The 13,248-nt window shown below is 69.5% G+C and carries 4 protein-coding genes; all 4 read right to left on the bottom strand.

The window, feature by feature from the left end:
• Positions 1–252: 252 nt before the first annotated feature.
• The 4 genes from Psi02_RS19125 to Psi02_RS19110 all read right to left on the bottom strand — a co-directional run bounded on the left by Psi02_RS19125 (position 253) and on the right by Psi02_RS19110 (position 13,032).
• On the bottom strand, positions 253–4,431 hold the full coding sequence (locus Psi02_RS19125; protein ID WP_203975943.1) for an SbcC/MukB-like Walker B domain-containing protein: 4,179 nt from the start codon (positions 4,429–4,431) through the stop codon (positions 253–255).
• The gene (locus Psi02_RS19120; protein WP_203975941.1) at positions 4,428–5,762 is read right to left on the bottom strand and encodes a DUF2398 family protein; all 1,335 of its coding nucleotides are present in this window, start codon (positions 5,760–5,762) and stop codon (positions 4,428–4,430) included. The genes Psi02_RS19125 and Psi02_RS19120 overlap by 4 nt, the downstream gene beginning before the upstream one ends.
• On the bottom strand, positions 5,755–7,293 hold the full coding sequence (locus Psi02_RS19115; protein WP_203975939.1) for a TIGR02677 family protein: 1,539 nt from the start codon (positions 7,291–7,293) through the stop codon (positions 5,755–5,757). Before Psi02_RS19115 ends, Psi02_RS19120 begins: the two co-directional genes overlap by 8 nt.
• A 159-nt stretch (positions 7,294–7,452) precedes the next feature.
• Positions 7,453–13,032, bottom strand: coding sequence for a GH92 family glycosyl hydrolase (locus Psi02_RS19110; RefSeq protein ID WP_203975938.1), 5,580 nt, complete (start codon positions 13,030–13,032; stop codon positions 7,453–7,455).
• Between the last annotated feature and the right edge of the window lie 216 nt (positions 13,033–13,248).

Genomic DNA, 13,248 nt, shown 5'->3' with positions numbered 1-13,248 from the left:
GGGACAGAGGGTGGGCCCTGTGCGGTGTGGGACCACGTCGGTATCGGCGATCGTGGAGATGGGCGAATCCGAGGCTACTACCGACGAGGGCCACGACCCCGCCCAGGAACACCAGCCACCACCTAGCAAACGGTAAGGCGATGGCCACGTGGACGTCACCCCAGGCCAGATCCCCTCCCGTGCGCTCGAGTGATCGACGCGCCGCGGAGATCAGCCGCGCGAACCCCGGTTCCGTGAACTTCGCCGGATCCGTCAACGCGTCCCCTCCGGGGCAGGCTCCGCGAGCCCCAGCAACCCGTCCTCAAGCGGTACACGCCGGCTCGGGGTGAACCCCAGCAGTTCCGTGGCCAGTTCTTCGTTGCCGGAGAACCCGGCCGCGGAGTCGATGAGCTGGGCTCCGTCCCACATGACGAGCATCGCCGAGACCGTGTGCGACGCCTTGTCGCTGTGCATGTCGTAGTGGGCCGCCGCGGGAACCGTCTCGTACCGGACCCACAGGTCGTGGCCGGTCATGAACGCGTCCAGGTCGTAGCGGACGGTGAGCCCCAGCAGGTCCGGCTTGTAGATGTCGTCGATGCCCGCGAACGCCTCATCAAGCGCGATCAGCCGCGGGCAGGTGTCCGCTGCCGACGAATAGAGAGCATTCGCCGCGGCGAACAGCGGCAGATGGATCGCAGCGGACTTCTCCCCGCCGGACATCTGAGAATGGCGCTTCTTGCTGAGCCGCACCTCCTCCTGCCCCGGGACCTTGAGCCGGAGTTCGAAGGAACGCCAGGTTCGGTAGTCGAGGACCTTGGAGAGCACCTCCTTGTAGGTCGCCCGGGGATGGCCGGCCCGGTACTCCCGGATCATCTGCCGGATGATGCGGCGCAGATCGGCCAGCTGGGCGGCCCCCAGGCCATCCCGTCCCAGGAGTTCGGACATCTCCCGCTCCGAGTCGGTGATCTTGTCGGCCACCACCCAGCGGATGCCCACGGTCGTGCCGGTCGACATCGGTCTGGATCTGGTGTCGGCGTCCATGCCCTTGACCAGGTCCTTCGCGGCGAAAACGCGGTCGAAGATCTGCTGCGCCAGGCCGGCGAGGAGTTCGTCCTCGAGGACCGTCCGCTCCCGTTCCTCCAGCAGGACGCCCTGTTCTTCGGCGCGGTCCGCGATGCGCCGCGCGAACTCGGCGACCGGGTGACGGCCGTCGGCATCCTGAACCTGCACGACGACCACGGACTCCCCTGGTTGCCAGTCCAGCCGATAGTCCTCTTCGCAGGCGTTCAGTGCGTCGCCGAACTCGTTCAGCGCTTCCGACATCCGGTCACGAGCACGCTTCCTGGCCGTCTCTCCGGCCGGCCGTCCCGTGGTGGCCGCCTCGTACAGCCGGAGGAGGTCGGCCGTGCCGTCCGGCAGGACGGATCCGATCACCGCGGCGGCATCCTGGTCGGCCGGCCGTTCGATGATCTCGGCCACGCCCTGGTCCGGCCCCGTCCACTGCGCCCGGTCCGGCCACGCCGGCCCCGAGCCCATTCCGAGGACCGGCCGGAGATCGGGCTGAGCGAGCGGCCCGAACGCCGCCAGTTGGTCGAGCAGCTCACCCAGTGCGGCAGTGAGACTCATCGTCCCGTGTTCATGCGCGGACGTGGCTCTGACCAGGGCGTCGTGCTCGCCGCGGACCAATGTGTCCGCGGTCTTCCAGGCGTCGCCGGCCACGGCGAATGCCCGCTCCACCTGGTTGATCTGGCTCAGGATCTCCTTCAGCGGCGCGCTCAGCGCCTCTTCCATGGCGGTCAGGCGCTCGGCGGCGCTCTCGTGCGCCTTCTCCTTCTCGGCCAGGCTGTCGCGCGCGGTCCGGTGTTCCGTTTCCAGCGAGGCGACCGTACGGCGCCGCGACTCGAGGTCCGTTTCCGACGACGCGATGTGCGTGCGTTGCGCGGAGAGCCGTTCGGCGGCGGTGATGAAATCCGTGATCGCCGCGGCGATCGCCTCGATCTCCGTCGCTCCGGTGGGCATGTTCCGGTCCCCGGCCGCCTGCCTCAGCCTGCGGCGTTCGGCGTCCACCTCGGCGACGGCACCGTCCAGGGCCTTGGTGGATTCGCTGTGTTCGGCACGAGCCAACGCCAGCACAGTCGATTTCTCCGCCAGCGTCCTCACGGCCGTGAGAATGTCCGTGCCCACTGGCTGGAGCTCTGACTTGGCCCGGCTCACGTCATTCAGCCGCTCCTTGAGCCGGTCGCCCTCCCCCCGGGCAGCCGACAGGTCCCGGGAGATGGCCTCGATGTTCCGCTCGTACTCGGCGATCCGTGCCCGGCGGCGAGCCGCGCGGTTGGTCGCGCCGATGTACTCCGCCGCGGTCTTCGGCTGCGCGCCGAGGTAAGTCCCGAAGGTGAACTGCCCTCGCCTGGTGACCGCGGGCGTCGCGGCCGAACCGATGAGCGCGTCGGTCAGCGCGATCGAGTCGAGCACGTCGGAGATGATCTGACTGGGGACGTGGTCCTGATCTTCCGGAACGAGGACGCTCGACAGGGTCGGCCCACTCGGCCGCAGCCCGGCCGGAGCCGGGACCAGGTAGGCGTCGGCCTCGGCATGCTCCACGGCGGCCGCGGTGAGCTGCGGATCGGGATGAATCCACGAGGTGAGCAAGCCGGCCGCGTCAAGGGCTCCCTCGACAGCCGCCGCGTCAGCGTCCGAGACCTCGTCGGCGAACCGTACGAGCTGCCACAGCGCGGCGCCCTGCCGTACCGTCCGGTCGGCGCGCCGGGCGCCGGCGAGCGCGGGCGCGTCGTCGCGTTCAGCCGCGATCTCCTCCAGGAGCGCGGCCAGCCGTTCGAGATCCGCCGCCAGTCGCGCCGACCGTGCGTCCGACGCCGCCACGCCGTGGGCGAGCAGCGTCCGCCGCTCTTCGGTCAGGTCACCGAAGACTTCCGCGAGGCGCGGGGCGCCCGCCTCCCCCAGGCGGTCCAGCCCTTCGACGAGGACGGCGAGGTCGTCCGCGCTCACCGAGGAGTCCGCGGACCACCTGCCGGCCCAGGCGTGCAGTCGCTCCAGCGCCTGTGCGCGCGTTTCCTCAAGGTGCTGAACTGCGGCCTCGACGGCCTGCTCCGCGGCCTCGGCCCTCCCCCTGGCCTTGTCCACGGCCTGCTCCGCCCGGCGCCGGTCCTTCTCCGTGTCGCCGACCTTCTGCAGGCAGGCCCGCACATCCTCCACGTCTTGCCGGCGTGCGCTGACATGCGCCCTGGCGGCCTGAAGATCGTCGTCCTCCGCATGCACGATCCCCGCGAGCCTCGCGGCTTCGGCTCGGTCGGAGGCGAACTGTCCGGCGCCGTCACGAGCACTCTTCAACCGCCGGTCGGCGTCGTCGGCCTCCTTGAGGAGATCCGCTATGCGCGTGGTCGATCTGGCGTTCGCATCCCGCTCATGAACGATCTCCTGTGCCTGCCTGCCGACCTGCGCACGAAGGATTTCGAGCTCTCCCTGAGCGGTGTACGCGCCGTCCTTCTTGAGTCCGTCCAGCCTGGCGGAGAGTCTGTTCTGTTCCGCGCTCGCGACCTCACGTGCTTGCTCCGCCTCGCTCCGCGCGAGATCCGCGCGGCGCATCTCGGTTCCCGCCACCGCGACCTCGCCGGCATGCTTCACCACCTGCTGCGTACGGCTCGCGATGCGGTCGAGATGAGAACGCACTTCGGCTCGGAGGTAGCCGGCATAGGACTCGAGGAATGCCTTGGCGGCGGCGTCCGCGGCCGTGAGGTCGTCGACTTGGCGCTGGACGGCGGCCAGGTTGTCGAAATCGCGCGCGGCCTGCTCGACGAGGTTCTCCGGCACCGGGCTCAGTCCCGCGGTGAGGGTGTCGGACACCTTGCCCGGGTCCAGGTCCTTGGCCAGCAACGGCCTGCGCAGCGCGAGCAGCAGATCGAGCAGTTGGATGTACCGTTCGCGCCCCAGCCCGAACAGGGCGGTGTCGACCGCGTCTCGGTAGTCGGTGGGGCTGCTGTGCCACGCCTCGGGCTCCAGCGCACGTTTCAGCTGCTGATCGGTCAGTGGCCGGGAATCGTCGGTCAAGAGACCGAAGTCGACGCCGAGCCGTTTGGCCGTCACGAAGAACGATCTCTTGACCTCCGGCCGGTCCTTGTGGGCGTGCATGGCGATGATCAGCGTGACGGTCCGTGCGCCCGCCGCGAACTCCATCCACACGAACCCGTATTCCGACTCCTGCCCTCGGTACAGGAGGTTGGACTTCATCGTGCGGTTCTCACCGCTGAAGGGATCCAGCCGGCGAGCGTCGACGACCCCGTCCAGGATGAAGGGGAACAGCACCTCAAGGGCCTTGGTCTTGCCGGAGCCGTTGTGGCCGCGGAGCACCAGCCTGCCGTCCGCGAACACGAACTCCTCGTCCGTGTAGTCCCAGATGTTGATCAAACCGGCACGGGACGGTTTGAACCGCTTCATTTCAGGTCTCCATCGAAGAGATCAAGCTGGTCTTTGGGCGGCGCCGGGATCGCCAGGGAGATGTTGCGATAACGGACCGCGGCCGGAAGGACGAGAACGCCGCCGGGTACGGAACGGGTGAGGCGCAGGTCCTCGAGCAGGGCGACCGCGGCGTCGAGCAACCCCTGCGGATCCTGTTGCCAGGCGCCGGTGAAGGAGGCCGCGCCGAACCGCTCGTACAACTCCCCGATCAGCTCTTCCAGCCTGTGCCGCTCCACGAAGACGAGCGCTTCCGAACCCTGTCCGGCCGGCTCCACCCGTTCGGACCAGGCGAGATCACGGACGATCCCGGACTCCGGCAGCGCCGAGTCGATCCGTGTGAGCAGATCCTGCTGCACCTCGGCCTCGGTCGGCGCCTGAACGCGCCCCAGCACGCCGCCTTCCTCAAGGAGGTCGGCGATCCTGGCGATCAGGAGACCTGCCGCGCGGTTGACGACCGCGCCCCTGCCGGGGAAGGGCCGGTCGGTGAACCGTCCCACCGGGTCGGCCAGCAGGACGCCTTCGGCACGGCGCTCGACGACGAGACCGGTGAGCCGGGCCAGGTTCTCGGCGACATCGTCGCGCAGGAGAACCGCGGCCGTGTCCGCGTCGACGTCGGAGTAGTAGACCACCGGGCGCTCCAGCAGCAGCCTCCGCGCCCTTCTTTCGACGGATCCGGTGCCGTCCAGCAAGCCGGCCGCGCTGGTCAGATGTTGCAGCGGACGCGACGGCCGGAAGATCATCGCGCAGATGTCGTGATCGATGTCGTACAGGGCGTCGCCCCCGCCGCCGCGTGCCCATGCCTCGATCGAACCGTCGGAGAGGCTCAACGCTCCCCGCTCGACCAGCCAGCCGAGCACGTCGACGACTGCTCCCTTGTGGCCGGGGACGAGTGGATCGAAGCCGAGCCCCTCGATGGAGTTGGCGACGGGGCCGAACTGACGGACGAGATCGGCCAGGCTGATCTCCACCCGTGACCTCTGGAACGAGCCGATGATCAGGCAGAGATACGCCAGGCGCCGACGATCGAACGCCTTACCCGCCCTGTTGGTGAAGATCTTCCCCCGGGACGGATTCAGGGTGTCGAGCTGACGGACCAACCGCACGTGCCGGGTCGTCGCGATCAAGGTGTAACCGAACAGATCGTGAAGGTCACGCGTCAGCTCGTCCGCCCACGGCAACACCCGCTCCAGGACTCCCGGCCGGGGGTGAACCGCGGTGATCAGGTCACTGGTGAGGACCAGTCGAACCGCGTCCTGGTACGCGCCGAGATCGCCGGCCTGGACCTCGGCCGCCGCCCGTGGCTCAGCCACGTGCCCTCCCGGAACGCGAAACGATCTCCAAGGCGAATCCCGGCAGGTGCAGCATGCCGTGCGGAGTCCGGACGGCGCCGCCCTTCACATCCGGGACGAGTCGCATCAGCACGGTGTCGTCGCTCCCGGATCCGGATTTCAGCCGCCCGGCGACGACCGACCGAGCCTCCAGCGCTCTGGTGAGCAAGGACATCAACACCCTGGTCTCGGCCTCGTCGAGAACGCGGTCATGGGCTCCGCGTGCCGCGAGGCTCTCGGCGGCCGCCCTCTCGGCTGCTCTGACCGCGATTTGGCGACGCCTCAGATCGGCCCGCTGTCCCGTGTCGGAGCGGACAGGCTGCGGCAGACCGGGCCCGGCCTGCCGCCCCGTCCGGAACGGTGTGAGTGCGACTTCGATCCCCGGCGCATCCCACCACGTGGCCGACGACGAGATCTCCTCGACGTCGTCGTGGGCTCCACCGAGATGGCGCGCCGAGCCGACGTTGAACGCCGCCGACGCCAGCGCGTACGCCGCGTCCTCATCGGGGGCGTTGCAGATCCATTGGGCGAGATGCCGCAGCTCCGAAGCCCGGTTGACGCCCCCGCGCTGGGCTTCGGTGAGCTGGCGGAGCAGCGCGATCACGCCCGACACGGCCGCCCTGGTCGCGCGCCGCAGATCAGCGGCCCCGGACTCCTGACCCGGTGTCGAGGTGAACCATGCCCGCAATGCCTGCCAGCGTCTCTTCCAGTCCTCGATCCGTTCGACGGTGCCGAGAAAGGGCCGGTCGTCGGCGTCGGCCGCCCGGACGAGCATCGTGTTGACTCCGGTCGCCTCGACGTCCCGTACCGCTCGATCCAATCGCGGCAGGTAGCGATCAAGCTCCGCCATGAAGTCGCTCATGTGGACCAGCAGGGCGTTCTTGTAGCGAAGGAACAGCTCGGGTGAGGTCTCTGTGGAGTTGACGATCTGGTTGAGAGTCACATGGAACTGAGCGGACCGGCGAACCATGTCTTCCATGACCTGGTTCAACCGGGAGAGTCGCCGATAGACCTGCTCCTGGTCCCCCGTACGGTTCGCCGCCGCCAGCGCCTTGAGGTCGTCGAGGATGTCCGAGAACACCAGACGGGACAGGTTCGCGTCGCGGACTCTGGCGGCCAGCACATCCTCGACCGCGACGAAGGCCCGGTAGCCGAGCTCGCTGAACTGGTACACCGACTGCCTGTTGCGGTAGCGCTCCAGCGTTCCCGCCCGGGACGCGTCCTCAAGCCGGTGGATGATCCCGTCGTCGGCCAGGGCGTCCAAGCGGCTCCGCAGGCCCGTGTCCAGTTGAGGAACCTCATCGTGGACCAGCGCCAGATCCCGCAGCGCCGCCATCACGTCATCGCCGTCCACCTGGACGCGATGCACCGCGCGCAGACGCTCCATGGCGCGCAGCACCCACAGGTAGGCGACATGATCATCTCTGCGGGTGAAGTTGAACAGCCGGAACCTGTCGCCGATCGCCGGCGCATCCAGATCCAGAGCCCTCGAACCGTCTAATGAATCAGCCATGACCGAGCAAGTATTCCGCACGGGTGCGACAACACCCCACGACCGCGACGGGCCGTCCGGTCACGGTGAGCCGCGTGCAGACCCGGTTGTATCGGAAACCACAGGTGGGCGGGGCCGTGATGACGGCCCCGCCCACCGGCGGTTCTGGACTACCTCGGATCAGTTCGGACTGGTGACCGTGAAGGACAGTCCGACCTTGGTCGCCGAGTCGGCGCCGGCCAGCGTGATCTCGGTCGAGCCCGGCTTGGCCGTACCCGGAACGCTGACGGTCTGTCCGGAGACGACGCCGTCGCCGTTCGCGTGGACGGTGGTGGCGGACAGGCCGTCACCGAAGGTGATCGTGATCGCCTCGCCCGGGGCGAACCCGTTGGCGTCGATCACGATCGCCGTACCGCGAGGCCCGGAGGTCGCGGAGGCGAGCGCCTCCGGCCGGTAAACCGGTGCCGCGGGCTCCTCGGTCACCTGGACGGTGGCCGTCGCCGGTGTCCGCGAGGACGCGCCGGCGGCGGTGACGGCGTACCGGCCGGGCTGCACGTCGTCGGACGCCGCGACCGACGCGTGAACGTCTCCCGCCGCCGAGGCCGCGACCGTCAGGCTGCGCGCCGAATCGGTGTCGAGCTTGACGGTCACCTGCTCGCCGGCGGCGAACCCGCTGCCGTTGACGGTGATCGGGTCACCGGCGACGGCCGAGGCGGACACCGCGATCGACGGCTGCCGTCCGGACCGCGCCACTGTCACGGTGAACGACTCGGTGCTGCTCGACAGCGTGTCCCACGTGGTGACGTGGACCGTGTAGGTGCCCTCCTGCGCGTAGGTGTGCCGTCCGGTGATCGCACCGGACGGGTCGACCGCGGCGTCGTCCGGAACCGTGCCGTCGCCCCACTGGACGCGGGCGTGGTAGCCCGCCGAGCCGGGGACGCCACCGGCGACGGAACCGAGGTTCGCCGAGAGGACCTGCCCCGCGGTGGCCTTCTGGGCCTGGGGCGCGGTGGTCTCGAGCGCGGGGGCCGGCGTGCCGTCGTCGGCGACGGCGAACACGTGGATCCTGCCCGCCGAGCCCGGGTCGCCGGTCTGCGTCGGCAGCGTCACCGAGACGAGCTTCTTGCCCTCCGGGATCTGGTAGGGCGCGGTGGCGAACAGGAACGGCTGTGCGCCGTCCCGGCTCGTGCCGAGCAGTCGGTACGCGGTCTTGGCGACGACGATGTTGCCGTAGGACGGCGTGCCGTTGGGGTTGCCGCCCAGCGTCCAGTCGCTCATCTGGATCGGGATGACAGCGGTGCTGCCGTCGCTGAACGTGGCCGTGCCCGTGGTGCTCTGGTTGCCCTGCGTGCCGACGCCGATGAACGAGATGCTCTTCGCGTCGTCCGGCAGGTCGAGCACGATCGTCTTGCCGTTGCCGGTCGCGTCGTCAGCCTGCCCCGCCGGGATCGCCGGCAGCGTGAAGTGCAGCGCCGTGCCGGGCACGTCGTGCCGCTCGCCCTGGGTCACGCCGGCGTCCGCGAGAGCGGCGCGGGAGTACGCCCACGACTTGGCGTCGCAGTTCGCCGCGACGACACCCTGGTCGCCGATGCAGACGGTGTCGAAGGCCGCGGTGAGGCCGGAGCTCGGCGCGTAGGCCACCTGGACCCCGGCCGTGTCCGAGCCCTGCCCGTCGCCGTCGGTCACCGTCACACCGGCCTGGTAGTAACCCGGCGTGGCGTAGGTGTGCGAGCCGCTGACGCCGTAGACGCCCCGCGAGCTCAGGGTCACGGTGCCCGGGGTGGCCGGTGTGCCGTCACCCCAGTCGATCGTGGCCTGGTAGCCGCTCGCGTCGCCTCCGGTGACGGTGGCCAGCGGTGCCGACACCGCGGCGCCGGACCTCGCCTGGACGCCGCTCACGGCGGTCACCGCGATGTCGTCCCCGGTGAGCTGGACGTCGCCGCCAGTGAGCAACTCGATCTCGGCGAGGTTCGTCTGCGCGCCGCCGACGGTCTTCGTCACGACCAGGCGGAACTGCGTGAACCGCCCCGGATGGTCGATCTTGAAGGACCGGGTCTGGTTCCGCCACGGGAACACCTCTCCCTTACGGGAGTCGACGGTGGTCCAGGTGATCCCGTTCTTGGAGCCCTGCAGACGCCAGTCCCCCGGGTCGCCCGCGCTCGCCCCCGAGGTGAGGGTGTAGTACGCCGGCTTCTGCTTGCCGCCGCGGTAGGTCCAGTTCACCTGCGGCGTACCGGAGGCGAAGGTCATCTGCGTGGTCGACGTGTCGTCGAACAGCTTCGACGCGTCCTGCCCGCCGGTGGCGGTCGCGGTGCCGAGACCGGGACCGGTGGTGTCCTGGAACGGCTGGGGCGCCTCGTCGCCCTTGGTCAGCGACGGCGGGGCGTCGTGCTTGCCGGTGCCCCAGGACGACGGCTTCGAGCCCATCTGGAAGTCGATCCTGCCGCCGCGGGCGAGCTCGGACGAGTCGATGGACACCGAGTGCTGCGTCTTCCCGTTGACCTTCACGCTCTGCACGTAGACGTTCTTCGTGCTGTTGTCCGGCGCGTCGACCACGATGTCGCCGGTCTTGCGGTGGACGGTCATCTGGGTGAACTGCGGCGAGCCGATGGCCCAGTTGGACGAGCCGGCCTGCAGCGGGTAGATGCCGAGCGAGCTGAGGATGTACCACGACGACATCTCGCCGTTGTCCTCGTCGCCCAGGTAGCCCTGGCCGATCTCACCGCCGGCGTAGAGGCGCTGGAGGATCTCCCGCACGATCGCCTGGGTCTTCGACGGAGCCCCGGCGTAGTCGTACATGTACGGGATGTGGTGAGACGGCTGGTTGCTCATGCCGAGCTGGCCCAGGCGCACCGCGCGCGCCTCGAGCATCTCGTGGATCGTGGTGCCGTACCCGCCGGGGCGGTCGGCGTTCTCCGGGGTGGCGAAGAACTGGTCGAGCTTGTCCTGGAGCGCCTTCTGCCCGCCGTACAGGTTGGCCAGGCCCTGGCCGTCCTGCTGCGCGGTGAACGCGAAGTTCCAGCCGTTGGTCTCGGTGTAGACGCCGCCCCAGTCGAGCGGGTCGCCGGTCAGGAAGTTGCCGGCGGCGTCACGCCCGCGGAAGAACTTCGTCTTGGTGTCGAAGAGGTTGACGTAGTTGCGAGCCCGCTCGAGGAAGTACTCCGACTCCTCCTTGAGCCTGGCGCGCTCCGACTTCGGCGTGGCCGGGTCCTTGGCCAGGGCCGCGCCCATGTTGCCGATGCCGTAGTCGTTGATGAAGCCTTCCAGCGCCCACGACACCGACTCGCCGGTGGAGGTCGGCGTGTAGCCGAGGAACAGCGACGTCTCGATGCCCTTGCGGCCGACCTCGCTGCGGCCGGAGGCGACGGTCGCGTCCTTGACGGCGGAGTCGTACGCGGCGAGCGGGTCGGGCAGCTTGACGCCGTTGAGGTAGGCCTCGGCCAGCGCGACGTTCGCGCTGGTGCCGGTCATCAGGTCGGCGTAGCCGGGGGACGACCAGCGGGCGACCCAGCCGCCGTCACGGTACTGCTGGACGAACCCGTCGGCGATCTTGGCCGCGATGTCCGGGTACAGCAGCGAGTAGGCGGGCCACACCGTGCGGTAGGTGTCCCAGAATCCGTTGTTGACGTAGATCTGCCCGTCGACGATCTTCGCGCCGGTCTGCGTGGCGGTCGACGTGCCGGTCGGCGCCGAGACCGGGCTGGCGTACTGCCAGTGCGGCTTGGCGGCGGTGCCGGTGTTCTCCGACTGCGAGTTCGGATAGAGGTTCAGCCGGTACAGGTTCGAGTACAGCGTCACCCGCTGCGTGTCGTTCGCGCCCCGCACCTCGATCCGGCCGAGGCGGTCCTGCCAGGCCGCGGTGGCGGCGGCGTGGATCTGGTCGAAGCTCTTGCCGGTGACCTCGAAGTCGAGGTTCTTGCGCGCCTGGTCGACCGAGAGGAACGACGTCGCGATGCGCAGCTCCACCTGCCGCGTCGCGGAGGTGTCGAAGGTGGCGGACGTGGCGGAGGTCGCAGTCGGCGCCCGGTCGAAGGTGCCCGACACGAACATCCGGCTGCGGCCGGCCGACAGGCCGCTTCCGTTGTCGACCCAGCCGGTGAAGGTGCCGTCCGTGCCGATGGTGAACGTGCCGTTGTAGAAGACGAGGCTTCCGGCGGCCTGCCCGGCCGGGAAGGTGAACCGCATGATGCCGCCGTGGTCCGTGGGCGACATCTGCGCGTTCAGGCCGTTCTGCAGCGTGACCGAGTAGAAGTCCGGCTGTGCGATCTCGTCGTTGTGGCTGAAGGCGACCGCGCGGTTGCTCGGCGCTCCGGTGAGCGGACCGCCAGCGAGAACGGGCATGACCGACATCTGGTTGCGGTCGCCCATCCACGGGCTGGGCTCGTGCGAGATCTCCAGACCCTGCAGCGTGGGCAGGTTGGCCGCGTTGTTGGCCCGCTGGTAGTCGTACTCCCAGTTGTTGGCCGCGGCGTTGGTGACCGGCGTGAAGAAGTTGAAGCCGTTCGGCACCGCCGAGATCGGCAGGTTGTTGCCGCGGGAGAACCCGCCGGTCGCGTTGGTCCCGCGCCGGGTGTCGACGTAGTTGGTCAGGCGGGAGCCGTCGATCGGGGCGGCGACGCCCGTCACGACGACGTCGTCGAGCCAGCCCTGGAAGCGGGTCGAGTCCGTCGCCTGGGGGTCGTCGTAGGCGAGCAGGATGCGGTCGATCGTCTTGCCGTCGGCGACGGCGCCGATCTCGGACTGCACCGCGTTCCACTCGTCGGCCACCAGCACCTTCGCCGCGCCCTGGCCGGTGGCCGTGAGCGGGTAGCCGTGCTGGTCGAGGGGGGAACGGCTGCTCAGGTAGGTGCCGTCGGTGAAGTGCAGGTCCACGGCCACGTAGGTGGACGGGTACCGCGGGTCGTCGGCCGTGAACTCGGGGAAGATCTTGTAGGACAGCCGGGTCTTGGGCCCGACCGGGATGTCGACGTCGTACAGCTTGTTGGTCGCGTACGCGCGGCCGCCGGCTTGCGCGTAGCCCGCGTACCGCACCGTGGTCACCCCGGTGAATCCGGCCCCGGGCTTCATGTTGGCGCCGTCGACCGGACCCGGGCCGGTGACGCTTACCATCGGGGTTGCCGGCCGCACGACGTCCGAGCCGTCGCTGATGTTCCAGTCGGCGAGCTGGATGATGGAGTCACCGGAGTTCGCCGTGACGTTCAGCCGGTAGTAGCTGTAGGCGGTCGTGTTGGTGAAGCTGTAGGTGTTGGTGGCGAACCGCCCGCTGAAGCTCACCCCCGTCCGGCCGTCCAGGTCGGTCCACGCGCTGCCGTCGTTCGACCCCTGGACGGTGAAGTCCCTGGGGTCGCGGCCCGGCGCGTCGTTCGCCGAGGTCAGCGCGTACTTCTTCACCACGACGGGCTGGGACAGCCGGTAGGTGACCCAGCCGGTACGGCTGAACGCCAGCCACTTGGTCGACGAGTCGTCGTCCTTGAGGTTCGCGACGACCTCGCCGGGAGGGTTCTCCGCGCTCGCGGTCACCACGCCGACCTGGCCGAGCACGCTACCGGGCAGTCCTGGGTTGGATCCGCTCAGGTTCGCCTGGACCGGCTTGCCGTTCGCGCTCTCGACGGTGCTCGCCGCGGGCTGCGGGTCGGCCGTCTCGAACGAGGAGCTGAAGTCGCCGGGCTGCGCCGCGGCGCTCGCCGAGGGTGCGGCGGCGAGCACCCACACCGGCAGTGAAAGCGCCGCGGCCGCGGCGGCCAACCGTCTCAGGGACAAGAGACGGGCAAAGGGGGAATGTGACATCACGGGGGCCTTTCGACTCGATGGAGGTCGAGAGCGTCGATCGTCGGGGGATGAAGACCCTGGCTGCCGCAGTCGATCGACTGCGACGGAGCGCGAGTCGCCTGTGGGGGCACCCAGGCCGGCTTGCCGTATGCCGGCCCGGGGCCGCGCCCAAGCGGTTCGGCTCCGAGGGGGGTCAGCGTGGGTCGG

Source organism: Planotetraspora silvatica (assembly GCF_016863315.1).
GTDB classification, from domain to species: Bacteria; Actinomycetota; Actinomycetes; order Streptosporangiales; family Streptosporangiaceae; genus Planotetraspora; species Planotetraspora silvatica.
Note: the sequence above shows the minus strand (reverse complement) of the source record. Positions and strands in the feature narration are given on the sequence as shown.